Annotated in this window: 30 protein-coding genes and 1 riboswitch; of the genes, 25 read left to right on the plus strand and 5 right to left on the minus strand. The window is 41.8% G+C overall.

Going from position 1 to position 26,007, the window contains the following annotated elements:
* Positions 1 to 194: 194 nt before the first annotated feature.
* Both yidC and JOC28_RS03225 read right to left on the minus strand, forming a co-directional pair.
* Positions 195 to 1,112, minus strand: a complete 918-nt coding sequence (yidC, locus tag JOC28_RS03220) for a membrane protein insertase YidC (RefSeq protein ID WP_205009209.1) — start codon at positions 1,110 to 1,112, stop codon at positions 195 to 197.
* 165 nt (positions 1,113 to 1,277) lie between these two features.
* Positions 1,278 to 1,556: an acylphosphatase gene (locus tag JOC28_RS03225; protein WP_205009210.1), complete on the minus strand. Its 279-nt coding sequence runs from the start codon at positions 1,554 to 1,556 to the stop codon at positions 1,278 to 1,280.
* A 52-nt stretch (positions 1,557 to 1,608) separates the two neighbouring features.
* Between JOC28_RS03225 and JOC28_RS03230 the strand changes: the two genes are divergently transcribed.
* The 15 genes from JOC28_RS03230 to yidD all read left to right on the plus strand — a co-directional run bounded on the left by JOC28_RS03230 (position 1,609) and on the right by yidD (position 13,278).
* Entirely contained in the window at positions 1,609 to 2,349 is a 741-nt protein-coding gene (locus JOC28_RS03230; RefSeq protein ID WP_205009211.1) for a TrmH family RNA methyltransferase, read from the plus strand.
* 54 nt (positions 2,350 to 2,403) lie between these two features.
* Positions 2,404 to 2,895 (plus strand): HD domain-containing protein, encoded by a 492-nt coding sequence (locus JOC28_RS03235; RefSeq protein ID WP_205009212.1) that lies wholly within the window; start codon positions 2,404 to 2,406, stop codon positions 2,893 to 2,895.
* Positions 2,896 to 3,452: 557 nt separating this feature from the next.
* Positions 3,453 to 4,145, plus strand: coding sequence for a Bax inhibitor-1/YccA family protein (locus JOC28_RS03240; RefSeq protein WP_205009213.1), 693 nt, complete (start codon positions 3,453 to 3,455; stop codon positions 4,143 to 4,145).
* Between the two features lie 109 nt (positions 4,146 to 4,254).
* Positions 4,255 to 5,508 carry a diaminopimelate decarboxylase gene (locus JOC28_RS03245; protein WP_205009214.1) on the plus strand — a complete coding sequence of 418 codons (1,254 nt, stop codon included), beginning with the start codon at positions 4,255 to 4,257 and terminating at the stop codon, positions 5,506 to 5,508.
* Between the two features lie 71 nt (positions 5,509 to 5,579).
* Positions 5,580 to 6,911, plus strand: coding sequence for an MATE family efflux transporter (locus tag JOC28_RS03250; protein WP_205009215.1), 1,332 nt, complete (start codon positions 5,580 to 5,582; stop codon positions 6,909 to 6,911).
* Between the two features lie 76 nt (positions 6,912 to 6,987).
* Positions 6,988 to 7,230: a YneF family protein gene (locus JOC28_RS03255; protein ID WP_205009263.1), complete on the plus strand. Its 243-nt coding sequence runs from the start codon at positions 6,988 to 6,990 to the stop codon at positions 7,228 to 7,230.
* A gap of 228 nt (positions 7,231 to 7,458) precedes the next feature.
* Entirely contained in the window at positions 7,459 to 8,274 is an 816-nt protein-coding gene (gene racE, locus JOC28_RS03260) for a glutamate racemase (RefSeq protein WP_205009216.1), read from the plus strand.
* On the plus strand, positions 8,264 to 9,238 hold the full coding sequence (locus tag JOC28_RS03265; RefSeq protein ID WP_205009217.1) for a nucleoside-triphosphate diphosphatase: 975 nt from the start codon (positions 8,264 to 8,266) through the stop codon (positions 9,236 to 9,238). The genes racE and JOC28_RS03265 overlap by 11 nt, the downstream gene beginning before the upstream one ends.
* Entirely contained in the window at positions 9,220 to 9,741 is a 522-nt protein-coding gene (locus JOC28_RS03270) for a metallophosphoesterase (RefSeq protein WP_205009218.1), read from the plus strand. Before JOC28_RS03265 ends, JOC28_RS03270 begins: the two co-directional genes overlap by 19 nt.
* On the plus strand, positions 9,738 to 10,220 hold the full coding sequence (cbpB, locus tag JOC28_RS03275) for a cyclic-di-AMP-binding protein CbpB (protein WP_205009219.1): 483 nt from the start codon (positions 9,738 to 9,740) through the stop codon (positions 10,218 to 10,220). Before JOC28_RS03270 ends, cbpB begins: the two co-directional genes overlap by 4 nt.
* Positions 10,180 to 10,941, plus strand: coding sequence for a site-specific tyrosine recombinase XerD (xerD, locus tag JOC28_RS03280; protein WP_205009220.1), 762 nt, complete (start codon positions 10,180 to 10,182; stop codon positions 10,939 to 10,941). The genes cbpB and xerD overlap by 41 nt, the downstream gene beginning before the upstream one ends.
* Positions 10,941 to 11,648, plus strand: coding sequence for a segregation/condensation protein A (locus tag JOC28_RS03285; RefSeq protein WP_205009221.1), 708 nt, complete (start codon positions 10,941 to 10,943; stop codon positions 11,646 to 11,648). The genes xerD and JOC28_RS03285 overlap by 1 nt, the downstream gene beginning before the upstream one ends.
* On the plus strand, positions 11,645 to 12,205 hold the full coding sequence (gene scpB / locus JOC28_RS03290) for an SMC-Scp complex subunit ScpB (protein ID WP_205009222.1): 561 nt from the start codon (positions 11,645 to 11,647) through the stop codon (positions 12,203 to 12,205). Before JOC28_RS03285 ends, scpB begins: the two co-directional genes overlap by 4 nt.
* Positions 12,206 to 12,316: 111 nt before the next feature.
* Positions 12,317 to 13,045: a pseudouridine synthase gene (locus JOC28_RS03295; protein ID WP_205009223.1), complete on the plus strand. Its 729-nt coding sequence runs from the start codon at positions 12,317 to 12,319 to the stop codon at positions 13,043 to 13,045.
* Positions 13,042 to 13,278 (plus strand): membrane protein insertion efficiency factor YidD, encoded by a 237-nt coding sequence (gene yidD, locus JOC28_RS03300; RefSeq protein WP_205009224.1) that lies wholly within the window; start codon positions 13,042 to 13,044, stop codon positions 13,276 to 13,278. The genes JOC28_RS03295 and yidD overlap by 4 nt, the downstream gene beginning before the upstream one ends.
* 25 nt (positions 13,279 to 13,303) lie before the next feature.
* Here the strand turns inward: yidD and JOC28_RS03305 are convergent, their stop codons facing one another.
* Both JOC28_RS03305 and trkA read right to left on the minus strand, forming a co-directional pair.
* Positions 13,304 to 14,746, minus strand: coding sequence for a TrkH family potassium uptake protein (locus tag JOC28_RS03305; protein WP_205009225.1), 1,443 nt, complete (start codon positions 14,744 to 14,746; stop codon positions 13,304 to 13,306).
* A gap of 6 nt (positions 14,747 to 14,752) precedes the next feature.
* On the minus strand, positions 14,753 to 16,102 hold the full coding sequence (gene trkA / locus JOC28_RS03310; protein WP_205009226.1) for a Trk system potassium transporter TrkA: 1,350 nt from the start codon (positions 16,100 to 16,102) through the stop codon (positions 14,753 to 14,755).
* A 361-nt stretch (positions 16,103 to 16,463) separates the two neighbouring features.
* On the opposite strand from trkA, the gene trmL reads away from it, so the two are divergent.
* From trmL to mnmM, 8 genes are all read left to right on the plus strand, one after another.
* Positions 16,464 to 16,970 (plus strand): tRNA (uridine(34)/cytosine(34)/5-carboxymethylaminomethyluridine(34)-2'-O)-methyltransferase TrmL, encoded by a 507-nt coding sequence (gene trmL, locus JOC28_RS03315; protein WP_205009227.1) that lies wholly within the window; start codon positions 16,464 to 16,466, stop codon positions 16,968 to 16,970.
* Complete coding sequence (locus JOC28_RS03320; protein WP_205009264.1) at positions 16,970 to 17,617, plus strand: HD domain-containing protein; 648 nt, start codon at positions 16,970 to 16,972, stop codon at positions 17,615 to 17,617. Before trmL ends, JOC28_RS03320 begins: the two co-directional genes overlap by 1 nt.
* A gap of 135 nt (positions 17,618 to 17,752) precedes the next feature.
* Positions 17,753 to 17,973, plus strand: a riboswitch (FMN riboswitch).
* Between the two features lie 76 nt (positions 17,974 to 18,049).
* Positions 18,050 to 18,619: an ECF transporter S component gene (locus tag JOC28_RS03325; RefSeq protein WP_205009228.1), complete on the plus strand. Its 570-nt coding sequence runs from the start codon at positions 18,050 to 18,052 to the stop codon at positions 18,617 to 18,619.
* Positions 18,620 to 18,713: 94 nt separating this feature from the next.
* Positions 18,714 to 19,259, plus strand: coding sequence for a phosphatase PAP2 family protein (locus JOC28_RS03330; RefSeq protein WP_338058054.1), 546 nt, complete (start codon positions 18,714 to 18,716; stop codon positions 19,257 to 19,259).
* A 95-nt stretch (positions 19,260 to 19,354) separates the two neighbouring features.
* Positions 19,355 to 19,885 (plus strand): biotin transporter BioY, encoded by a 531-nt coding sequence (locus tag JOC28_RS03335; protein WP_205009230.1) that lies wholly within the window; start codon positions 19,355 to 19,357, stop codon positions 19,883 to 19,885.
* A gap of 343 nt (positions 19,886 to 20,228) precedes the next feature.
* The gene (locus tag JOC28_RS03345; protein WP_205009232.1) at positions 20,229 to 21,188 is read left to right on the plus strand and encodes a S66 family peptidase; all 960 of its coding nucleotides are present in this window, start codon (positions 20,229 to 20,231) and stop codon (positions 21,186 to 21,188) included.
* A 53-nt stretch (positions 21,189 to 21,241) separates the two neighbouring features.
* Positions 21,242 to 22,174 carry a tRNA modification radical SAM protein MnmL/YtqA gene (gene mnmL, locus JOC28_RS03350; protein WP_205009233.1) on the plus strand — a complete coding sequence of 311 codons (933 nt, stop codon included), beginning with the start codon at positions 21,242 to 21,244 and terminating at the stop codon, positions 22,172 to 22,174.
* Positions 22,171 to 22,719 (plus strand): tRNA 5-(aminomethyl)-2-thiouridylate-methyltransferase MnmM, encoded by a 549-nt coding sequence (gene mnmM / locus JOC28_RS03355; protein WP_205009234.1) that lies wholly within the window; start codon positions 22,171 to 22,173, stop codon positions 22,717 to 22,719. The genes mnmL and mnmM overlap by 4 nt, the downstream gene beginning before the upstream one ends.
* Before the next feature lie 45 nt (positions 22,720 to 22,764).
* Here the strand turns inward: mnmM and JOC28_RS03360 are convergent, their stop codons facing one another.
* Complete coding sequence (locus tag JOC28_RS03360; protein WP_205009235.1) at positions 22,765 to 23,550, minus strand: ABC transporter ATP-binding protein; 786 nt, start codon at positions 23,548 to 23,550, stop codon at positions 22,765 to 22,767.
* 144 nt (positions 23,551 to 23,694) lie between these two features.
* Here JOC28_RS03360 and JOC28_RS03365 point away from each other — a divergent pair, with 144 nt between their 5' ends.
* Both JOC28_RS03365 and pflA read left to right on the plus strand, forming a co-directional pair.
* Entirely contained in the window at positions 23,695 to 25,026 is a 1,332-nt protein-coding gene (locus JOC28_RS03365; RefSeq protein WP_205009236.1) for a hemolysin family protein, read from the plus strand.
* A 168-nt stretch (positions 25,027 to 25,194) separates the two neighbouring features.
* Positions 25,195 to 25,986, plus strand: a complete 792-nt coding sequence (gene pflA, locus JOC28_RS03370) for a pyruvate formate-lyase-activating protein (RefSeq protein WP_205009237.1) — start codon at positions 25,195 to 25,197, stop codon at positions 25,984 to 25,986.
* Positions 25,987 to 26,007: the final 21 nt, after the last annotated feature.

Below are 26,007 nucleotides of genomic sequence, written 5' to 3' on the forward strand. Positions count from 1 at the left end.
GCTTTTCATTATAAGTCATGTGGGACTTTTTTTCTACATTCAAAAAGCCCTACAATCTCCTTGGTGGATTTACCCACTACAGAAATTATAGAGCCGATATCAAAAGGGCTCAACAGTAGACTTTAAATATTTGAGGAATTACCTTTAAGACTCTATCAAAAAAACTAGCTTGAATTTTTCAAGCTAGTTTTAGTTTATTTACGGTTACGCTGTTTCCCAGCATTACGATTTGTTTTTTGTGTTGGAATAGATTGTGCTTGTTTTGGTGTCACGTCACGACGAGCTGTGTTAGATGACTTGAATGGTTTTGGAGGATTGTTCTTGTACTCTTCCTCAACACGTTTACGAAGTTTTGGTTTGAGAATGTATTGCGTAATCAATTGTTGAATGATAGAGAAGATACCACCGACGAACCAGTAGAGTCCAACTGCAGCTGGAAGACTGAATGACATGAAGGCCATCATAATTGGCATGTAGTACATCATGACTTTCATTTGTTGACGTTGTGCTTCAGGCACTGCGATGTATGAAAGATATGATTGGATAAAGTAGAGCCCAGCGATGATAACTACTAGGACAAGGTCACGTTGACCTAGGTCCATCCAAAGGAAGTGACTATCAGAAACACCTTTAGTGTATTGAGCCGCAAAGTAGAGGGCTGAGAAGAAAGGCATTTGAATCAAAAGTGGAAGACAGCCGATACCACCGAACATGCTAACACCGTTTTCACGTTGAGCAGCCATGAGGTCAGCCTGCGCAGCCATTTTTTCCTCTTGAGTCGTCGCATTTTTCATGCGCTCGTTAATTGGATCCAAGATTGGTTTGAGGTAGTTCATCTTCTCTGCTTGGTAGGCAGCCTTCCAAGATTGGTTAAGACCTAGAGGGAGGATGATCAAACGCACGATAAGTGTTGTAACGATGATACCAACACCAAAACCAAGACCAAGGTTGTCACCAAAGTAGGTAATAACATAACTCATTGGTTTTCCGAGAAGGTTCCAGATTGTCCCTGTTGGATTACCACTTGAATCACGAGAGACACAACCACTTAAAACAAGGAGCATTGACAAGGCAAGTCCTGTGAAAAGTAATTTTTTAGTATTCTTTTTCAAATTATTACAGTCCTTTATTTTATAATACCTATCTATTTTACTGTTTTTTTCTTAATTTCTCAATACTTCTCAAGTCTTAATTTAAGCATTCTGTCTTTCTTGTCTGTCGGAGCTGGACTAGGTCTGACGCATTTATAAACTTCTAAGCAGTTTGGGAAATTCTTCTTAGTTAGCCATTTGAAAATCGCTGTAATCTGAGAAGGTCACCATATTGACATCAACGTATGTGACCTTGGCATAGGGTGAGGGACCTTTTCTGACTTCTTGGATAAATTTTGCCAGCTTGGCTGAGTCATCAGATTGGACTAAGATTTCAACTGTTCCATCATCGTTATTCCAGACGCGACCGTAGAGGTCACCGATTTCCTGGGCTAAGAGATAGGTTGAGTAGCGAAAGCCGACACCTTGGACACGACCTGAAACGAGGAGACGCATTTTTTTCATGAATTGACCTTCTTTCTTTGCATAGCCATTGGCATGGTGTATAATGGTTTACATGACTATTATAACCTCAAAAGCAAATAATCTCATTAAAAATACCAAAAAACTCTTGCAGAAAAAGCATCGCAAGGCTTCCTATCTGATTGAGGGCTGGCATCTTTTTGAGGAGGCTAGACAGGCTGGAGCAGTTTTTCGACATGTCTTTGTTCTGGAAGAAATGGCAGAGCGAGTTGGTGACTTGGACTGTGTCGTCTTGGTTTCAGCAGAAGTCTTAAAGGAACTTACTGACGCCAAAACACCGCAAGGAATCGTAGCAGAAGTAGCTCTGTCAGAAGAAGTCCTACCTGAGAAGTTTGATGGAAAATACCTGATTTTGGAAGATGTTCAAGATCCTGGGAATGTCGGAACCATGATCAGAACGGCTGACGCTGCTGGTTTTGATGGGGTCTTTCTCTCTAAGAAATCAGCTGATATCTACAATGATAAGACCCTTCGTTCTATGCAGGGCAGCCATTTCCACTTGCCGATTTGGCGAGTTGATGTCCTGGAGCTTCTTGGGCGGTTCCAAGCGGCAGGGCACCCTGTGCTAGCAACAACCCTATCAAAGACCTCAGTAGACTATAAGTCTCTAGCTAACTATGATAGCTTTGCTCTTGTCATGGGAAATGAAGGTCAGGGAATCTCAGCAGAAATGGCAAGTCAGGCCGACCAGCTGGTTCACATCAGTATGCCGGGTCAGGCTGAGAGTCTCAATGTGGCTGTCGCTGCGGGAATTCTCATGTTTAGCTTGCTTTAAGGAAAGTGATATAATATTAGTGGTCATAGAAAAACACCGTTGGAGGTGGCTAAAGTGAAAGACTATAAAGAAGATAAAGAATTTATGAACCATGTTGGGCATTTGATTCGTCACCCACGTTTTCAAAAGCTTGACGGTATTGTGCAGCATCACCATTCGACTCGTATGGAGCATTCTATCAATGTAGCTTATACCAGCTATAAAATCGCTAAAAAGTTCGGCTGGGATGCAAAATCAACGGCTCGAGGTGGGCTTTTGCACGATATGTTCTACTATGATTGGCGCGATACCAAGTTTACCAAGGGACATGCTTGGACACATCCACGTATCGCCGTTAGAAATGCCAATAAGATCACCACTTTGAACAAAAAAGAAGAGGATATCATCCTCAAACACATGTGGGGAGCGACTATCGCTCCACCACGTTATAAAGAAGGTTACATTGTAACCATGGTTGATAAGTATTGGGCAGTCAAAGAAGCCGCAACACCGCTACGAAAAAGCTTGCGCAAGGTAAGACGCTTCCATCGAAAGATATTGGACTAAAACAGTCCTGTGGACTGTTTTAGGTCGGCAACTGAAAATTAAGACTTGCCGAAAGTCCTGTGGACTGTTTTAGGTCCGAGCCTAGAAATGAAGCCGCGAGGAAACAGCCCAGTGGGCTATTTCAGTCTTCCGCCTACACAACTTAGAATTATTCCCTTTGTTCTTTATCTCAATTCTGATAAGGAATCATAAAAAATAAAATTGCCACGATAAATTAACGACTATACGGGGAATGTTGTTATTTGTGTCAGCTACGGACGAGCGAAGTGCTCAAACAGTCTGGGAGACTGTTTGAGGTAACCCAGTTGCTTTTTGCTGTAGTGATAGTGCTAGAAACGAAGAGTTCTAGCACTTGGGGTTAGCGAGACCTGAGGCTCGCTAAGAAGGAATGCTGAAACAGTCTGTGAATAGACTGTTTCAGGTGGGAAATAGTGAAAGCGCAGCTTTTCATCACTTGGTTTCCTAAAATAGTCCACTGGACTATTTTACCTTCCGCCCCTCACTACTTAAAAAAAGCAAAAAAATATATCGAACAAAAAGAAAAAGGAGATTTATACATGCAAGATAATGTTATTTACACTCAGAGAGATCAGGCGGGGCTTAACCGTTTCTACTCTAAGATTTACGGATTAGTTGGGATGGGGATTGGCTTGTCAGCCTTTGTTTCTCTTCTTATGCTCTATGTTTTCCCGCAAAATCTAATTGCTATCTCGTCAGGTAGCTCTTGGATTTACTATGGAGCTGTTATTTTAGAGTTGGCCTTGGTTGTTATGGCATCAAGCGCAGCGGCTAAGAATACGCCAGCAGCTCTGCCCCTCTTCTTGACCTACTCAGCCCTTAATGGTTTCACGCTCAGCTTTATCATTGCCCAATATACACAAGGAACTGTGCTTCAAGCCTTCCTATCATCAGCCCTTCTCTTTTTGGTAATGGCGGTGCTGGGAGCTGTAACTAAGAAGGACTTGTCTGGCATGCGCAAGGCAATGATGGCAGCCTTGATTGGTATTATTATCGCTAGTGTGGTTAATACCTTCATGGGTTCAGGCATGATTTCTTATGTAGTTAGTGTTATCTCAGTTCTCATCTTTTCTGGATTGATTGCCTATGATAACCAACAAATCAAGAATGTCTATGACCAGACAGGTGGTCGTGTTGGAGATGGCTGGGCTATCTCAATGGCACTTAGCCTCTATCTTGACTTTATCAACCTTTTCATTAGTTTGCTTCGCATCTTTGCAAGAAATGACTAATCAATAGCTGTAAAACGGATTGCAAGAGTATGCAGTCCTTTTTTGGTCTATAAAAATATAATCTGATATGGTATAATAGACTAAATATTTTGAATGTTGAGGAAACGATATGAAGACACCATTTATTTCAGCTGCAGAGCTTGATAAAATCACTGCTCAATACCCGACACCTTTCCACCTTTACGATGAAAAAGGGATTCGTGAGACAGCTCGTGCGGTTAATAAGGCTTTCTCTTGGAATCCTGGTTTTAAGGAATTCTTTGCCGTTAAGGCAACGCCAAACCCAGCTATCTTGAAAATTCTTCAAGAGGAAAACTGTGGGGTTGACTGTGCGACTGATACTGAGCTCATCATGAGTAAAAAAGTTGGCTTTGAAGCGTCAGCTATTAGCTTTACCTCAAATGATACTAAGGCTCAAGAATTTGTCTATGCGCGTGAAATTGGTGCTACAATCAACCTTGATGCCTATGAGCATATCACCTTTTTGGAACAAGTAGCAGGGCTGCCTGATACGGTTTCTCTTCGTTACAACCCTGGCGGTGTCTTCTCATTGGGTACTGATATCATGGATCACCCAGAAGAATCAAAATTTGGTATGACCAAGGCTCAGCTTTTCCAAGGTTATCAAGATTTGAAAGAAAAAGGTGTGAAATCTTTTGGTCTGCATGCTTTCTTGGCATCAAATACCGTAACCAATGCCTACTATCCAACCTTGGCAGCTCAGCTATTTGAACTAGCCGTAGAAATCAAGAATGAACTTGGTATCAGCCTTGATTTTATCAACCTTTCAGGTGGTATCGGTGTTGATTACAGCCCAGAAAATCGTCAGAATGATATTGCGGCTATCGGACAAGGTGTCCATGAACAATTTGATGCCATTTTGGTGCCAAATGGACTGGGTCACATCAATATCTATACAGAACTTGGTCGTTATATGTTAGCATCCCACGGTCACTTGGTGACTAAGGTTTTGCACTTGAAAGACACTTACCGTCATTATGTTGGGGTGGATGCTAGCGCTGTTAACTTGCTTCGTCCTGCTATGTATGATGCTTACCACCACATTAGCAATGTATCAAATCCTGACGGTGAGATTCAAGTGGTCGATGTTGTCGGTTCACTTTGTGAAAACAATGATAAATTTGCGAAAAATCGTGAATTGCCTGAGGCTCGTGTCGGAGATACCTTGGTTATTCATGATACAGGTGCCCACGGTTTCTCAATGGGCTACCAATACAATGGTCGTTTGCGTTCAGCTGAAATCCTCTACCAAGAGGATGGATCAGCTCGTTTGATTCGTCGTGCGGAAACAGTCGAAGACTATTTTGCAACGCTTTACGGATTTGATTTCGATAAAGACTAAAGAAAAGATTTAAAGAGGCTTTGGACATCTTGTCCAGCCTCTTTGTGCTAGATAAAATAGAGGTTTATGAGATGAAAAGTAGAGCTATTGATTTGACCAAGGGTCCTGTGCTCAAGGTCTTGCTCTTGTTTGCTTGGCCAATTATGGTATCCAATTTATTTCAACAGTTATACAATACAGCTGATACCATGATTGTTGGACATTTTTTAGGAGAGGAGTCGCTGGCTGCGGTTGGAGCTACCTCGTCTATTTTTGACTTGATTGTCGGCTTTGCTCTTGGAATTGGAAATGGTCTGGGAATTGTTATTGCTAGATACTACGGTGCTGGGCAGAAGGATATGATAAAAAAGTCAGTAGCATCTAGTCTTGTGATTGGCTTGGTTTTGAGTTTTATGGTGCTCTTGATTGGTATCTTTGGGCTTTATCCGCTTTTGGAATTTTTAGGAACGCCAGCCAACATCATCGACCAATCCTATGACTACATCTCTCTGATTATGATGAGTGTCTTGGTGACTTTTGCCTATAATCTTGGTGCTGGTCTTTTGAGAGCTATTGGTGATAGTCTGATGGCTCTCTATATTCTGATGTTTGCTTCTCTGGTCAATATCAGTCTGGATTTGATTTTGATTACTCAGGCTGGGATGGGAGTGAGAGGGGCTGCTGTGGCGACAGTGACCTCCCAGCTTTTATCAGCCCTGCTCTGTTTTGCCTATATTTACAAGAAGGCACATATTCTGGTTCCCAAGCGCCAGCATTTTTCCCTAGATAAGGCACTTTATCGTGACTTGATTGGGCAGGGCTTGTCCATGGGATTTATGTCTTCTATCGTTAGTATTGGAACGGTTATTCTCCAGTCGGCTATCAATTCGCTGGGCGTCAGCATCATTGCAGCTCAGGTAACGGCTCGTAGGCTCATGTCTTTCTTTATCATGCCTTTGACGGCGACAGCGACAGCGATTGCTACCTTTACCTCGCAAAATCTTGGTGCCGGTCTGACAGATCGTATCCGTCAGGGAGTCAAGAAGGCTAGTCTTGTGGCTCTGGTCTGGGGCTTGATTTCCATTGTCTCGCTCTATACTTTTGGTCCCTTTTTGATTGCTTTGATTTCGGGGTCCAATAAGGCAGAGCTTCTGACTGCGAGTGAGAACTATCTTCACTTTACCACTCTCTTTTATCCACTTTTGGGTGTTCTATTTATCCTGAGAAATTGTTTGCAAGGATTAGGGCAAAAGATAACTCCTCTGGTCTCAAGTATTATCGAGCTGCTTGGGAAAATTCTATTTGTTATCTTTGTCATTCCGCATCTGGGCTACTGGGGTGTTATCCTCTGTGAACCTTTGATTTGGATTCCTATGACGCTTCAGCTTTATTGGGTATATGCTAAGCAATCAAAAGCCCTGTAAGGGTTTCTCAAAATTTGATAAGTCCTTGGGATTTTGCTATAATAAGGGACGTAATAAAACTTAGGAGAACTGATACATTATGACTTTTGTATGGATTTTGTTGATTATCGTAGCGCTTGTAGCTGGACTTTTTGGTGGTGTCTATATCGCTCGTAAACAATTTGAAAAAGAAGTAAGTGAACACCCACGTTTGACACCAGATGCTATCCGTGAAATGATGAGCCAAATGGGTCAAAAACCAAGCGAAGCTAAGATTCAACAAACTTACCGTAACATCATTAAACAATCAAAAGCAGCTGCTAAAAAATCTAAAAAATAAGCGCAGCTTGGCTTTTAGCCAAAATATAGATAGAGATTAAGTAGGTAACTAGGATAGAATAATATCCCCTCCTTACTCAACTCACTATCATAAGCTAAGAAAATAATAGCGTAAGTAGAGGCAAATGTTACCTTTCAAGATGACTTGGAGTGTGACGTGCTAGAGTAGAAGTCAAACTCAGCTGGCACTGCCAGCTGAGTTTTGTCTCATTCTTAGAAAGTAGGTCTTATGGATAATCGTCCGATTGGATTTTTGGATTCAGGTGTTGGCGGTTTAACAGTTGTGCGTGAATTGATGCGCCAGCTTCCTCATGAAGAGGTCATTTATATTGGTGATTCGGCTCGTGCTCCCTATGGTCCAAGACCTGCTGAGCAGATTGCCAGCTACACTTGGGAATTGGTTAATTTTCTCTTGACCAAGGATGTCAAGATGATCGTTATCGCCTGCAATACCGCGACAGCTGTGGTCTGGGAAGAAATAAAGGAAAAACTGTCAATCCCAGTTTTGGGAGTCATCCTACCTGGTTCCAGCGCAGCCATTAAATCTACCCGAAATGGTAAAATCGGTGTCATCGGCACACCCATGACGATAAAGTCAGATATTTACCGCCAGAAGATTGAAATGCTGTCGCCTGATATGACAGTGACCAGCCTATCCTGTCCTAAGTTTGCTCCTATCGTGGAGTCTAATGAAATTACCTCAAGCGTTGCTAAGAAAATCGTCTATGAAACGCTAGCGCCTCTAAAAGGGAAGGTGGACACCCTGGTTCTGGGTTGTACCCATTATCCTCTACTCAGTCCTATCATCCAGAATGTCATGGGACCAGAGGTCAAGCTGATTGATAGCGGAGCTGAGACCGTGCGTGATGTCTCTGTTCTACTCAATTATTTCCAAATCAATCGCAGTCGTGAACTAGAAAGCAAGCATCAGTTTTTCACAACAGCTGGTGTGGCAAGCTTTAAAGAAATTGCTCAGGAATGGCTTGGTTCGACCATCACCGTCAGCCACGTGGACTTAGAAAAAAGTGAGGAAAATGATGTCTAAGATTTATGAAGTCAAATCGGAAGAAAACTGGTTTATCGGTAAGTGGGAAGGCTTTAACTACCTGACTTGTTTTGGTGATGATAGTACCTATGAGCAGAGTCAGGATGTCTTTCACAGTATCTTAAAGAGCCTTGATGTGACTGGGCTTCAGGTTCATGTGGTCAGCATGTCTTCTGACCTTCAGCTGGTGACCTTCCTTGTTGATACTATCAATCAAGAGAAAAATCGTCAGATTGAAGTGACTCAGCATCAAGGGGCTATCTTGTTGACAGAGACTGGTAATTTGCTTGCTGTTCACCTGCCAAAAGGCGGTGTCTCTAGTCAGGACTTTTTCGGAAGCAATAGCGGAGTAGGTTTTGGAGATAGTATTCTTATCGCCACTCGTAATGAAGGCAAGACCAAAGAATTCCGTAAGATGTTTGACAAGTTAGGCATCAAGGTAGAAAATCTCAATGATTATCCTGACTTGCCAGAGGTTGCTGAGACAGGTATGACCTTTGAAGAAAATGCCCGTCTTAAAGCTGAAACTATTTCAGAATTGACTGGTAAAATGGTTCTATCAGATGATTCTGGGCTTAAGGTTGATGTACTTGGTGGACTTCCAGGAGTCTGGTCAGCTCGTTTTTCAGGGCCTGATGCGACTGATGAGATGAATAATGCTAAGCTCCTTCACGAGTTGGCTATGGTTTTTGATAAGGAAAACCGCTCTGCCCAATTTCACACGACCTTGGTCGTGGCAGCCCCAGGCAAGGATAGCTTGGTGGTTGAAGCAGACTGGGATGGCTATATCGGTACTGAGCTTAAAGGGGAAAATGGCTTTGGCTATGACCCACTCTTTATCGTAGGAGAAGGAAGTAAGACAGCAGCAGAGCTTTCTGCCGATGAGAAAAATGAGATTTCCCACCGAGGACTTGCGCTTAAGAAATTGATGGAGGTATTTCCAGCATGGCAAACTACACACTAATCGTTATGAGTGATTCTCACGGAGATCGTGAGATTGTTGCTGATATCAAAGAGCACTATTTGGGCAAGGTTGACGCTATCTTCCACAATGGCGATTCAGAATTGCCAAGCTCAGATCCTGTTTGGGAGGGAATCAGGGTGGTTGCAGGAAACTGTGACTTTGATTCTGGCTATCCAGATAGCTTGATTACCAAATTCCCAGGATTGACAGTAGCGCAAACTCACGGACACTTGTACGGCATCAATTTTATGTGGGATAAGCTTGATCTCTTTGCTCAAGAAGCTGACGCAGATATCTGCCTTTACGGTCACCTCCACCGTGCGGCTGCTTGGAAAAATGGTAAGACTCTCTTTGTCAATCCAGGTTCAGTCTTACAACCCCGTGGGGAAATTACTGAGAAACTCTATGCCAAGCTCGATGTGACTGATGATAAGATTGCTGTTAGTTTTTATAATCGCAATCACCAACTTTACCCAGCCCTAAGTCAGGAATTTTCAAGATGATTGCAAGAGAATTTGAGCAGTTCTTACTCAAGCACATGGAACACTACTTGATAGCAGCCAGTGATTTGGCGATTATCATTGATAGTCACAATACAGACCATGCTAGTCTTTTGTTGGCTAGCGACGGCTATTCGCGTGTGCCTGTTATTACCAAGGACAAGATTTATGTCGGAACCATTGCTATCTCTGACATTATGGCCTACAAGGCTAAGAATCAGCTTACTGACTGGGAAATGAGCCAGCTACCCATTTCTAAAATGGTCAACCATAAGATTGAGACTGTGGCAGATGGGGCAGAGCTGACTGAGGTCATGCATAAGCTAGTAGATAATCCTTTTCTACCAGTTCTTGGTCAAGACAAGCAGTTTTTAGGCATTATCACACGCAAGTCTATTTTAAAGGCTGTTAACAGCTTATTACACGATTTTACGGAGACCTATGACATCATCGAAAAAGGACAAACTGAGTCCGCAGATTGAGGCCTTTTTAGCCAGTAAGGAGCTCAGCCATAATTCTGAAAAATCCTATGGTTATGATTTGCAGCAATTTTTGGACCAGGTGCAAGGAGAGATTACTCAGACACGCTTGCAACTCTATCAGGAATTTCTCAAAAGCCTTAAACCTAGTGCCAGTAAACGTAAATTGTCGGCAGTCAATCAATTTTTGCTCTATCTTTATCAGTCAGGTAGTTTAGATAGCTTTCACCGACTCTTTTTAGATATTAAACTAGATAAGCTAGAGAAAAACTATGATTTGTTGGATTTGACAAGTCTCTATGAGGAGACTGAGCAAAAAGAGGGGCAGTTGATTGCTCTTCTGATTTTAGAGCTAGGTTTGACGCCAAGTGAAATCGCTCAGCTACAAAGTCAGGATATCAATCTGGATTTCAAGGTAGTGACCTGTCAGACCAAAAAGAGCAGGCGTGTCCTTTCAATTTCAGATAGTCTCCTGCCTTATTTTGACCTAGCATTTGGAGAGACTTTCCTCTTTCAAAATGGTCAAGAGACCTATTCAAGACAGTGGTACTTTAGACGCTTGTCAGCCTTTTTAGCTGAAAAAAATCTGTCAGATCTAACTGCTCAAAAACTGCGCGAGCAATTTATCATCAGGAAAGTCGCTGAAGGGATGACTATTTTTGAGTTAGCAAAGGCTTTGGGATTAAAAACCAGTTTGAGCTTAGAAAATTATTTTAAAAACTAATGGATATAAAATTTAAAGATTTTGAAGGACCGCTGGATCTCTTGCTGCACTTGGTGTCCAAGTATGAGGTGGATATCTATGATGTTCCTTTGGTAGAGGTCATCGAGCAGTATTTGGCCTATATTGCCACCTTGCAGGCTATGAAGCTTGAAATTGCAGGGGAATACATGGTCATGGCCAGTCAGCTTATGCTTATTAAGAGTCGTAAACTCTTACCCAAGATGGTTGAAGAAATCTCCTATGAAGATGATTTGGAAGCTGATCTTTTGAGTCAGATTGAGGAATACAAACGCTTCAAGGCATTGGGACAAGAATTAGCTGCCCAGCATGATCAGAGAGCCAAGTTCTATTCAAAACCAAAGACCGAATTGATTTCGGATGAGATGGAACTTAAGTACGACAAGACTGTCGTTGATCTCTTTTTGGCCTTTTCAAAGGTCATGGCAGACAAGCAGGATAGTTTCAATGACAGTCATACAACTGTTGCGGCAGACCAGTATCGTATTGAGGACATGATGGCTTATGTTGAAGAACGCTTTAGTCAGAAAAAACGTCTGACCCTGTCAGAGCTCTTTGAAGCCAGTCAAAATACGGCTGAGATGCTGACAATCTTTCTTGCCAGTCTGGAATTGATTAAGAGACAGTATCTGACTGTTCATCAGGAAGAAAACTTTGGAGAAATTACGCTTATGAAGGAGGTTGCATGACAACCCTAGCCAAATTAGAAGCTCTGCTATTTCTAGCAGGAGAAGATGGGCTGACGCTAAGACAGTTGGCGGAGCTCCTAGAGTTGCCACCAACAGGTATTCAGCAGTCCTTGGAAAAACTAGCCAACAAATATGAAGAGGATGCGTCATCAGCCTTAGCCCTCTTGCAGTCCTCAAACAGCTACAAGTTGGTGACCAAGGAAGCCTTTGCAGAGCTCTTGAAAAACTACGCTAAGACACCTGTCAACCAGAGTCTATCACGTGCCAGTCTTGAGGTTCTGTCTATCATCGCCTACAAGCAGCCCATTACCCGTCTTGAAGTGGATACCATTCGTGGTGTCAATTCCAGCGGAGCTATTGCCAAGCTTCAGGCGTTGGGACTTGTGACTGAGGCTGGAAAGCTGGAGACTATTGGGCGACCAAATCTCTATGCGACGACTGACTTTTTCTTGGATTATCTGGGGATTAATGACCTAGCGGAGCTGATTGACGTGTCTAGCATCACCGTCAAGGAGGAGGAAATTTCTCTTTTTGACGAGACAGATACGAACGATTAGTTGAAAAATTGCAGAGCTAACTGGTCAAATCCTTATTTTATGGTAGAATAGTAGAAAGTCTAAGGCTGTCTCCAAAGAGATCTAGCCCAATCACAATCGTAAGGAAATATCATGAGAATCAATAAGTATATTGCACATGCTGGGATTGCCAGCCGCCGAAAAGCTGAAGAACTGATTAAGCAGGGCTTGGTAACGATCAATGGTCAAGTTGTTAGGGAACTTGCTACAACGGTTAAGTCAGGTGACAAGGTTGAGGTTGAAGGTAGCCCAATCTATAACGAGGAGAAAGTCTACTATCTTCTCAATAAGCCAAAAGGTGTTATTTCAAGTGTCTCTGATGACAAGGGACGTAAAACGGTCGTTGACCTCTTGCCAGAAGTTAAAGAGCGTATCTATCCTGTTGGTCGTTTGGACTGGGATACATCTGGTCTTATCATTTTGACAAATGATGGTGATTTTACTGACAAGATGATTCACCCACGTAATGAGATTGATAAGGTTTACTTGGCACGTGTTAAAGGCATTGCGACTAAGGAAAATCTTCGTCCATTGACAAGAGGTGTTGTTATCGATGGTAAAAAGACCAAGCCAGCTCGTTACAATATTATCAAGGTAGAAGCTGATAAAAACCGTTCTGTTGTCGAATTGACTATCCACGAAGGGCGTAACCACCAGGTTAAGAAAATGTTTGAATCAGTAGGTCTCCTCGTTGATAAATTGTCACGTACACGCTTTGGTACTTTGGACCTAACAGGTCTTCGTCCAGGTGAAGCGAGACGCCTCAACAAGAAAGAAATCAGTCAGTTGCACAATGCAGCTATCAACAAGGTCAACCGATGAAATGGTTACTGATTAAGTTAGTTAGAGCATATCAAAAGGGGATTTCTCCCCTTTTTCCGCCTTCTTGTCGATTTGAACCAACCTGTTCAAACTATATGATTGTAGCCATACAAAAACATGGCCTCAAAGGAGTCTTGATGGGAATAGCACGTATCCTACGCTGTCATCCACTCTCAAAAGTCGGTAAAGACCCCGTCCCAGACCATTTCTCATTAAGACGAAACAAAAAGTAATCTGCCAATTTAGCAGATTACTTTTTTATTGTTTAGATGACCAGGTTTTTGGAAGGAAGAGTAGGAGGACAGGATAGATTTCTAGTCGCCCTGCAATCATAGCGAAGCTCATAGCCAGTTTGGCAAAGGGGCCAAAGATAGCAAATGTCTCGCTGGTTCCAAGAATTGGTCCGATATTATTGAAAGTTGAGGCAGCTGCACTGACAACAATCAAGAAGTTTTCATTATCCCAACTGAGGATAAGAATCAGTCCTAGGAACATCATGGTATAAATTGCCAGATATTTAAGGACGTTGTGTTGCGTTTGTTTATCCAAAACCTCACCATTGATGTGTAGCGAAAGCACACGATTTGGATAGAGGGTTGAGAGAAATTGATTTTTGGCAATCTTTGTCAGAATCAAGCCACGAATAACCTTAAGTCCCCCAGCAGTTGACCCAGCTGATCCCCCGATAATCATAAGGAAAACCAGAAGCACCTGCGTAAAGAGTGGCCAAACGGTCGTGTCTGTAATTCCAAAACCAGTCGTAGTAATAACCGTTGACACTTCAAAGAAGGCATATTCAAAACTCTTGCTGACATCATTATAGAGGTGCATGATGTTGAGCGTAATCATAATGGTTGTCAGAGCGACAATACCAAAATAAGTTCTCAATTCCTGATCCTTGAAGAAGGCTTTGACCTTACCAAGCAAAATCAAGAAATAAAGGTTGAAATTGACCCCAAAGAGCAAGGTTGCAATAGATACCACATAAGCAATCAGGCTGCTGTGATAATGGGCAATCGAGTCATTATAGACTGCAAATCCCCCTGTACCAGCACTCCCCATAGAAATGACAAGACTATCAAAGAGTGGCATGCCACAGATGACCAAGATAATGACCAGAAGGACAAACATCATCAAATAGATAATATAGAGAATCTGAGCGGTATTTTTTAGCTTAGAAACGACCTTACCAAAGACAGGACCGGGAACTTCAGCTCGCATGAGCTCATGATTGCTGTTTTTACTATTGCTCATAATAGCTAGCGCAAAAACCAGCACCCCCATCCCCCCAATCAAGTGGGCGAAGCTTCGCCAAAAAAGGAGAGAGTGAGAAAGGACACCAACATCAGGCAAAATCGTCGCACCAGTTGTGGTGAAACCAGAGCTCATCTCAAAGAAACTATCGATGACGCTAGGAATCTGTCCAGCAAAGACGAAGGGAAGACCGCCAAAGAAAGACCAGAGTACCCAACAGAGGGCAACCGTCATCATACCTTCTTTGGTATAGATGTGTTGATTTTTAGGTTTGAAGAGCACCCCTAAACCACCGATAGCACAGAGGAGCAAGATAGTCCCCAAAATACTCCAGATCACCTTGGCAGGCTCTTGGTAGATAAAGGCTACAATCAGTGGAACAAGGAGAAGGCAAGCTTCGATAAGCAGCAGCTTAGAAACCTGGTAACGTACCATACTTCTATTCATAAGACCTTACCTCTTCAACAAATCATAGATGTGAGTGACATTTTGACGAAGGCTGATAACGATAATCTTATCGCTCACTTCAAAGGTATCCTCACCTGTTGGGAAGATCGTTTTCCCATTTCGAATGATGGCGGCGATCAAAACATCAGGCTTGAGTTTGATGTCATGAACCTTTTTACCAGCCATCTTGTTTTGATCACGGATAAGGAATTGAAGAGTCTCCACACGACCGTTGGCAACGTGGTGCATAGCTTCCAAGTTAGAATGCTGAGCATTCACACGCCCACGAACGAAGTGCATGATAGAGTCAACTGCAATACGTTTAGGTGTAACGATACTTGAAAATTCCTTGCTGTCGATGATTTCGAGCAGACTAGTACGGTTGACCTTGGTGATATTCTTTTGAACACCGATTTTTTCCAAGAACATTGAGGCAACAATATTTTCCTCATCGACACCTGTTAGTGTCGCAACGGCATCGTAGTTCTGAGCACCTTCTTCAAGCAGAATATCCTTTGCTGTACCATCACCGAGAATAATTTGGCGACTTGGGAATTCCTGACTGAAGAATTCAGCACGTTTTTGATTGACCTCAATAACTTTGACGTTAATCTTGGTATTTTTTAGTGTGTTGAGCAAGTAGTAGGCGATTTTACCAGCACCGATGACCATCATGTTTTTGACAGTTTTGCTCTTGACATAGTTGTGGAAAAGAATCATTTCCACACGATTTCCGGTAACAAAGATACGGTCACCAGGCTCGATTGAAGCATCGCCGTCTGGAATAATGACCTTACCTTGGCGTTCAATGGCACAGACCACAATATTACCAAATTTATTACGGAAGTCTTTAAGATTGAGGTGACAAAGACGATTGTCTTCAGAAATCTTGAATTCCATAAGCATGACACGACCGTTGGCAAAGTGCTCAACAGACTGGGCATTTGGAAATTCGACCATATTGGCAATATAGCGGGCAGTCAAGAGTTCAGGATTGACCACAAGAGACATTCCAAGGAAGTTTTTATCTCTAAAGTAAGGATTTGAATACTCAGGATTGCGGACACGGACAACGGTGTCTTTTGCCCCCATACGTTTAGCAAGCACAGCAGCTACCATGTTGAGCTCGTCCTTATCAGTCATAGCGATAAAGATATCACACTCAGCGATATCTGCCTGCTCTAAAATTTTATAATTGGCACCATTGCCGACAATACCCATGATATCGTACTTTTTAGTTAGGTGCTTTAGAACAGATTCTTTTTCTTCAATTACGACAACGTCGTGTTTTTCTTCAACCAGAGAACGACAGAGGGCAGTACCGACCTTACCTCCGCCGACGACAATAATTCTCATGATTTTCCTCCTACATAGATACGTTCTATCATACTCCTTTTTCCCTAAAATTGCACTCTTTTTCTAAAAAAATCAACTGCTTTTTCGGAAGAATTGCAGTGCTATAAGCGATTAGGTAAACATCACAAATTTATTAAAATTCAGACTATTTCTCTTGACATTTGATGTCAGAATGGTTATACTACTAATTAAGAATTCGTTGGTTTAAATCAAACCTGTTATGATTTAAGTTAATGAATCGCCATCCAACCATGCTGTCTGCTGAGCTTGACTCCGGGCGGCATGGTTTTTTTAGTTTTAAGAAGATATGCTATAATAAAGCAAGATTATCTGATAAGAATTCTTTAGAAAGTGTAAGATCATGGCAAAAAATCATATCGTTCTCTACCAACCTCAAATTCCTCAGAATACTGGAAATATTGCTAGAACCTGTGCAGCAACCAATGCTCCGCTACATATTATCCGTCCTATGGGTTTTCCCATTGATGATAAGAAGATGAAGCGTGCTGGCCTTGATTACTGGGACAAGCTTGACATCTATTTTTACGATTCACTGGAAGAGTTTTTAGACAGCTACCAAGGTAAGTTGCACCTGATTACCAAATTTGCAGACCAGACATACTCTGATGCTGACTATACTGATGATGTGGACCATTATTTTATGTTTGGTCGTGAAGATACAGGACTTCCAGAGGATTTTATGCGAGAAAATCCTGAAAAAGCTCTGCGTATTCCTATGAATGATGAACATGTTCGCAGTCTCAATGTTTCAAATACGGTCTGTATGATTGTCTATGAAGCCTTGCGTCAGCAGAATTTCCAAGGTTTGGAACGCAGTCATACCTATGAAAAGGACAAGCTCAAATGATGACAGAAAATCAGCAGCTAGAGGCTATTGAACATCATGTTAAGAAAGCTCTGTTGTCAGAATCTTCTGGACATGACTGGTGGCATATCCACCGTGTTCGGAATGCAGCGCTCAAGATTGCAGCAGCAGAAGGTGCTAACAGCTTTATCTGTCAATCAGCAGCTCTTTTGCATGATATGATTGACGATAAACTCTTTGACAATCCCGAGGCAGAAAAAATCAAACTGCAAGCTTTTTTAGAGGAGATTGAAGTCTCTAAAGACGATAGCGACTGGATTTTGGCTATTATTGATAGCATCTCCTTTAAGGCAGGTCAGGGTGGTGTTCCAGAGACACTAGAAGGTCAGATTGTCCAAGATGCAGACCGTCTCGATGCTATTGGTGCTATTGGCATTGCTAGAACCATGGCTTATTCTGGTAATAAAGGACGACTCATTCATGATCCAGAGATGCAGGCGCGTGATCATCTAACCTTGGAAGAATACCGTTCAGGTCAAGATACAGCCATCATGCACTTTTATGAAAAACTCTTGAAGTTAAAAGATCTGATGAATACAAGTTATGCTCAAAAGCTAGCTCAGGACAGGCATGACTACATGCTAGGCTTCCTTGAGCAATTTTACGCTGAATGGGAAGGCGACAAATAAGCTAGGATAGGGAAGTCAAATGTGGAAAATGTTTGATTTTTCTATCCTGCTTTTTTCTTGTGTCAAAAAATACAAATCCTTTTGCATAAAAGAATTCAAAAGTCTTGAAATCTCTTTCATTTTTTGTTATGCTAAGTTTGTCTTCAGGGCAGGGTGGGATTCCCGACCGGCGGTGACTCTTTCTGAGTTATTTTTCCTTACTCGTCGTTGTCTTGTCTCGATATACCTCAAGTATTATCATCGACGGCGACGCCTAGATTAAGAAAAAATAACTCTAGAAAGAGAAGTCCGCGAGCGAAAGCTGACCTAGTGAGATTCTAGGACCGACAGTAAAGTCTGGATGGAAGAAGACCGGATTTTAAGTAGGCTTTTTTGTGCTACTTTTATTGACGGAACCTTCTTTCAATTTGTAAAAATTGGAGGAATTTTTTTATGTCAACTGCGACAAAACAAACACGTAAACTGGCTTACATTGCTATTTTGTCAGCCATCTCATTCTTGCTAATGTATTTTCAATTTCCATTGATTCCAGCAGCAAGCTTCTTGCAGGTTGATTTCTCAATCTTACCTGTGCTTCTAGCTCTTGTACTTATGGATATGAAATCAGCATTTGCAGTTTTGACCATTCGTACCCTTTTGAAGCTTCTTTTGAATAATGGCGGAGCTTCTAGTTTGATTGGGATGCCTATGAACTTTATTGCCTTGGGCTGTTTCCTACTTGCTATCGGTTTGATTTGGAACAAAAAACGTAGCACAAAATCTTATATTGTGGCATCTATTGTAGGAACTTTGGCACTAACTTTTGCCATGTTTGCCCTCAACTATGTCTATGCAGTGCCACTTTATGCCAAGTTTGCAAACTTTGATATCAATGCTATTCTAGGGTTGGGTAACTATCTGTTTGCCATGGTTATTCCATTTAATATTTTAGAAGGTATTATCTTTGCTATCGCCTTTATCGCACTCTTTGCAGCCTTGAAGCCAATCTTAAAGAAAATTTAAGCTCAATTACTTAGACTTATCAAGTATGAAAGAACAAAGACACAAAATTATAGCAGAAATTGCAATTACCCTCTTTCTTATATTAGGTTTTTTGGTGAAATTCGCACCCGATGCCTTGAGTGGATTTGATACAAGTATTCAATCAGCTCTTCGAGGAGACTTGCCAGCAGGTTTAACCAGCTTTTTTAAAACAATAACTGTTGTTGGAAATACCTCAACTCAGGTTATCATAGTAGTTCTGATAGCAGGGCTATTCTACTGGAAAAAAATGCGACGTGAGGCATATTTTATCGCTGGAAATGGGATTCTAGCAGGGCTATTTATCATTAGCCTAAAGCATATTTTTCAGCGTCCTAGACCAAGTATCAGTCACTTGGTGGAGGCAGCTGGCTATTCATTTCCGAGTGGGCACTCTATGGGGACTATGCTTATCTTGGGTAATCTCATTGTCATTGCTTACAAACTTTGTCAGAAGAAGGGCTTGGCTAGTTTGATTGCTATTCTACTAGGTTTGACTATTTTCTTGGTCGGTCTGTCACGAATCTATCTAGGTGTTCACTATCCAAGTGATGTTTTAGCTGGATTTATCTTAGGCTTTGGTTGCCTAATGATTACGAGTCATAAGTATCTAACAAAGTAAAATAAAGAAGTGTAAACCTTATTTTAAAACAAGGTTTACTTTTTTTATCTTTTAGGTTACACTATAGTTAACTTAATAAATAAAAGAGGTTAACTATGAAAATAAAAGATATGACTCAAATGACACTTTGGCTTGCTATTACCATTGTTTTAGCTTATGTGCCGTCGATTCCCATCCCCTTTTTACCTGTACCTATTGTTATTCAGAATATGGTTTTCATGATGATGGGAGCCTTTCTAGGAGCCAAACGTGGTTTTTTAACAGCACTCCTTTATCTCTTTATTTATGCGACTGGTCTTTTAGGGCGTGGCGGTCTGGCTGTCTTTTTCTCAGCTAGTGGTGGTTACTTGTTCTCATATCCTTTCGCAGTGCTTTTGATTGGCTATTTTTTCAAGCGTTACTGGTCTCAAATGACTTGGATCAAGGCTTTTGCTTGGATTTTACTCTTTGGTGTTATCTTTATCAATCTCTGCGGTGCGCTCTTCATGGTTTATTACCTCCATCTAGGCAATCTTGTCCCAATTTTGGTGTCTTGCCTTATCTATTTGCCTGGTGATATTGTTAAAGCAGCCCTGGCAGTTCTCATCTTTGAACGTCTCAAGTTATTTTCCCTCCTAGCTAAATGATCAAGGGACTTGATTTAGACAGTGCGTCACGCTGTCCTCACTATCATACTGAACGTGATATCTTAGGTTTAAAATGCTTTAGCTGCGCCAGCTATTATGCCTGCTATCTTTGTCACGATGCTTGTGAAAATCACAGTTTTAAAGCCTATCCGAGGGATTTGGATCAGGATAAGGTGGCTATCTGTGGGCTTTGCCATTATGAAATGACTATTGCTGAATACGAGTCCTGCAAGCAATGTCCCTCCTGTCTAGGAACCTTTAATCCCAAATGTCGTTTGCACAAGGCTATTTATTTTGAATAGCCTTTTGTGCTATAATACTGGAAAAACAAGGAGGAATTCCTATGCCACTAGTGAAAGAAGGAAGTCATTTACGTATTTTAAGTCCATCGTCCTCGATTGAGCGTTTGGGTGGTTTTGATGCCAATCTTGCTGCCAAGGAAAGATTGGAAAAACTTGGTTTTCATCTGTCTTTCTCAGAGCATTATTTTGAGACGGACTTGTTTGATTCAGCCAGTATTGAGAGTCGTGTGGCGGATTTGCATGCGGCCTTTGCGGACGATACAGTCGACGGTATTCTAGCAACTATTGGTGGCTTTAATTCCAACGAGCTACTACCTTATCTGGATTATGATTTGATTGCTCAAAATCCTAAGCTTATCTGTGGTTATTCAGACACAACAGCTATTTTGAATGCTATCTATGCCAAGACTGGCATGCCAACCTATATGGGGCCTTCTTATTCAAGTTTTAAGATGGAAGAGGGGCAGGATTATCAATCAGCTGCTTGGCTAAGGGCAGTGACCCAGTCTGCTTATGGCTTGGAGCCTAGTCAGGAATGGTCTAGCGATGCCTGGTATGATCCTAGTCAAGCTAGACATTTCATTCCGACTGAGTGGAAGGTCTATAATGAAGGTCGGGCAGAAGGAATTGCTATCGGGGGGAATATTTCAACTTTTAATCTCCTTACAGGAACGGATTATGCACCGAAACCTGAAAAATATATTCTCTTTTTGGAAGAAGCAGAAGATGATGTTTATCAGATTATTTCACGTCACTTGACGGCTATTTTACAAGCCTATCCTAATCCACAAGCGGTTGTTTTTGGGCGTTTTCCAAAAGAATGTCAGATGACGCCAGAGATTTTTGATTTTATGCTAGCAAAGCACCCAATTCTCAAACAGATTCCAGTTATCTACGATGTTGACTTGGCGCATACACAACCTCTCTTTACCTTTACTATCGGTGGACAGGTTAAGCTGGATACAAGTGATCTATCTATCGAGTTTAGGGTTGATGATTAGTGTCGTTACCAATGTGGAGGCTTAGCCTCCCTTTTTTATGCTATAATAGTCCTATGAAAAAACGTTACAATACTTTAAATGATTATTACCGAGAACTCTTTGGAGAGAAGACTTTCAAGGTACCTATTGATGCTGGTTTTGACTGTCCCAATCGTGATGGAACAGTGGCTCATGGCGGTTGTACTTTCTGTACTGTTTCAGGTTCTGGAGATGCTATCGTAGCTCCTGATGCTCCTATCCGTGATCAGTTTTATAAGGAAATTGATTTCATGCACCGCAAGTGGCCTGATGTTCAAAAATATCTGGTTTACTTCCAAAATTTCACCAATACGCATGAAAAATTGGAAGTGATTAAGGAACGTTATGAACAAGCTATCAATGAGCCTGGGGTGGTTGGTATTAATATTGGGACAAGACCAGACTGTCTGCCTGATGAGACTATTCTTTACCTAGCAGAGCTAAGTGAACGCATGCTTGTCACCTTGGAACTAGGTCTTCAGACGACCTATGAGGACACGTCAGTATTAATCAATAGAGCCCATAGCTATCAGCTTTATGTGGATACGGTTAAGCGCGTGCGCGAGCTGGCGCCTAAGGTGGAGATTGTCAGCCACTTGATTAACGGTCTGCCCGGTGAGACTCACGAGATGATGCTGGAAAATGTGCGTCGTTGCGTGACGGATAACGAGATTGATGGTATCAAGTTGCACCTTTTGCACCTTATGACCAATACTCGCATGCAGCGTGACTACCATGAAGGTCGTTTGCAACTGCTCAGTCAGGAAGAGTACGTCTCTATCATCTGCGACCAACTGGAGATTATTCCTAAAAATATCGTTATTCACCGTATTACAGGTGATGCTCCTCGTGACATGCTGATTGGACCAATGTGGAGCCTCAACAAGTGGGAAGTCCTCAATGCCATCGATGTTGAAATGGAAAGACGTGGCTCTTGGCAAGGATGTAAGGTGGAGGAGACAGCATGATCAAACGACCAATTCACCTCTCACATGATTTTCTAGCAGAGGTTTTAGATGACAATAGTATAGCTGTTGATGCCACTATGGGAAAGGGGAATGATACTGCCTTTCTCGCTGGACTGGCTAAGAAAGTCTATGCTTTTGATGTGCAAAAAGAAGCTCTTGAAAAGACAGGGGAGCGTTTGGAAGGACTTGACATCAGTAATGCTCAGTTAATTTTAGATGGGCATGAAAATGTAGACCAATATGTTACTGAGCCTATTCGCGCAGCGATTTTTAATCTAGGCTATCTGCCGACTGCTGATAAATCCATTATCACCAAGCCAGATACGACTCTTCTTGCCATCGAGAAAATTCTGGAGCGCTTAGAAGTTGGTGGTCGTCTTGCTGTCATGATTTATTATGGTCATGAGGGTGGCGATATGGAAAAAGATGCGGTGCTGGACTATGTCAGTAAGCTTGATCAAAAGAGCTTCACAGCCATGATCTATCAGCCACTCAATCAAATTAATACACCACCTTTTCTTGTCATGGTGGAAAAATTATCTTAAGAAAAAGACAGCCTATCTCTTTTTGATTTGAGATAGCTGTCTTTTTTAATCAATGATGGGATTGATGTAGAAACGGTGGTCGTCAATTGGGATGATAGTGACAGGATTTTGATAGAAGTCTGCTAGGACTTCTGGTTTAATAATGTCATTTTTAGGACCTTGTGCCACGATTTGTCCTTGTCTAAGGAGCATGATATGAGTCATTTTCTCAGTGATTTCTTCGGCGTGATGGGTCACATAGAGTACAAGTGGTGCATGCGCTAGCTCTGTAATTTTATCAATCTGGCGCAGCAATTTTTCACGAGCAAAAAGATCCAGTCCAACGGTAGCTTCGTCCAAAATGATGATGGCAGGGTCTTCCATGAGGCTACGAGCGATGAGGACAATCTGCTTCTCACCTTGAGAGAGGCTGTGGTAGTTGCGACCAATCAAGTCACCAGCTCCAAGTGAAAGCAGCATGTCTTTGGCTTCTTGGAGTTCTGCGTCACCGTAAGCCTTGTAGAGAATGGAAGACTTATATTTACCAGTTAGAACGATTTTTTCAGCCTTCATGTGCTGAGGCAGGCGCTCAGTAATAAAGGATGACACAACCCCAATCTGATTTCTGAGGTCAGTGATATCCCCCTGTCCGAAGGTATGTCCCAGAATGCTAGCTTGACCTTGACTTGGGAAAAATTCAGCCATAATCAGCTTCAAAAGAGTTGATTTTCCAGCTCCATTTAGTCCAAGAATGGCCCAGGTTTGCCCCTTTTCAACCTGCCAGTTGAGGTCTTTAAGAAGAGTTTTGCCTTGTCTCGTTAAACTCACATTTGTCATTGAAATTAGTGTCATAAGCACTCTCCGTGTCTTCTTAGTTTGCCCTTATTATAGCACGTTTTGGGAATGGCAGAGCAAAAAGTCTATCTTTCTTAGGCTATCCTTGAAAAATATGCTATAATAAGAACACTATATTAAATTTTTGAATGGAGAATAGCAATGGAAGACCCTGGCAGTCAGTCCTTAGTGTTACAATTTGTCCTTTTACTTATCTTGACCCTTCTAAATGCCTTTTTCTCAGCATCTGAGATGGCTATGGTTTCTCTCAACCGAGCTCGTGTTGAGCAGAAAGCAGAAGAAGGAGATAAAAAATACAGTCGCCTCTTGAGCGTTCTGGAAAATCCCAATAATTTCCTCTCAACCATTCAGGTTGGGATTACCTTTATCAGCCTCTTGCAGGGGGCTAGTTTGTCAGCTTCTCTGGGAGAAGTTATTGCAGGTTGGTTGGGAAATTCAGCGGCAGCGCAAACAGCAGCTAGTGTTATTTCTTTGGTCTTTTTGACCTATATTTCTATCGTTCTTGGCGAGCTTTATCCAAAGCGTATCGCTATGAATCTTAAGGAAAATCTAGCGGTTGTCTCTGCACCTATCATCATCTTTTTAGGAAAACTGGTCAGTCCTTTTGTATGGTTGCTATCAGCATCGACAAATCTGCTCAGCCGCATTACCCCAATGACTTTTGATGACGCAGATGAACAGATGACGCGTGACGAGATTGAGTACATGTTGACCAACAGCGAAGAGACTCTGGCAGCTGAAGAGATTGAGATGCTGCAAGGGGTGTTCTCACTGGATGAACTCATGGCGCGTGAGGTTATGGTGCCTCGTACAGATGCCTTTATGATTGACATTGAGGATGATACTCAGGAAAATATCCAAAAAATTCTCAAGGAGAACTTCTCACGTATCCCTGTCTATGAGGGGGATAAGGACAAGGTTATCGGTGTTATCCATACCAAACGTCTTTTGACAGCAGGTTTTGAGCAAGGTTTTGACAATGTTCGTCTGAGACGTATCATGCAAGAGCCCCTCTTTGTTCCAGAAACTATCTTCGTTGACGATCTTTTGAAGGCCTTTAGAAATAGCCACAATCAGATGGCGATTTTGCTAGATGAATACGGTGGTGTGGCAGGTATTGTCACTCTTGAGGACCTCTTGGAAGAAATCGTCGGAGAAATCGATGACGAAACAGATAAGGCTAGTGTTGATGTCAGAGAGATTGCTGACAATACCTATATCGTTCTTGGAACCATGACGCTAAATGATTTCAACGAATATTTCCAAACAGAATTGGAAAGTGACGATGTGGATACCATTGCTGGATTCTATCTGACAGGTGTTGGAACCATTCCAACGCAGGAAGTCAAGGAACATTACCAGCTTGAAAATAATGGTAAATCTATCGAACTGATAAATGATAAGGTCAAGGATGGTCGTGTGACTAAGCTCAAGCTTATTTTGACAGACCTCCCTGAACTTGAAGAGGAGTAGGTCAGCCTTAGGCGACTTACTTTTTTTCTGTTCTATAATATTTAAGTTCAAGCTGCTTGAATTTGGAATGTTATAGTATAGAAATTGTGAAATTCTAGCCAGAAGCTAGTGATTTGAGTTTGAAAAGTGTATAATGAAAATAAATAAAACGGTTACATGGAGGCAAAGATGACAGAAATTGACTATAAAAAAGTAACAGGTCAAATCCATTCAACAGAAAGTTTCGGTTCTGTGGATGGGCCTGGTATCCGTTTCATCGTTTTTATGCAAGGTTGTAAGCTGCGCTGTCAGTATTGCCACAATCCTGATACTTGGGAAATGGAAACCAATAAATCAACAGAACGTACTGTTGAAGATGTCCTCAAAGAAGCGCTGCAATTCAAACATTTTTGGGGAAATAAAGGTGGAATCACTGTTTCAGGTGGTGAAGCCATGCTGCAAATTGATTTTGTAACAGCTCTCTTTACAGAGGCGAAAAAGTTGGGTATTCACTGTACGCTTGATACCTGTGGCTTTACTTATCGTGAGACACCTGAGTATCATGAAATTCTTGATAAGCTTTTGGCGGTAACAGACCTTGTCCTATTGGATATTAAAGAAATTGATCCCAAGCAGCACCTTTTTGTAACCAAACAGCCTAATAAAAATATCTTGAAATTTGCCCAATACTTGTCAGATAAGGAAATTCCAGTTTGGATTCGTCACGTTTTGGTACCTGGATTGACAGATATTGATGAGGATTTGATTAATCTCGGTAAGTTCGTCAAGACCCTAAAAAATGTGGATAAGTTTGAAATTCTACCTTATCACACTATGGGAGAGTTCAAGTGGCGTGAACTTGGAATCCCTTATCCCCTTGAAGGTGTTAAGCCACCAACCAAGGACCGTGTTCAAAATGCAAAAGATTTGATGCAGACTGAGACTTATACAGAATACATGAACCGTGTTCATAATTCGTAAATCGATACTAGAAAAGCTCTG

The organism is Streptococcus loxodontisalivarius (assembly GCF_016908645.1).
Classification (GTDB): Bacteria; Bacillota; Bacilli; order Lactobacillales; family Streptococcaceae; genus Streptococcus; species Streptococcus loxodontisalivarius.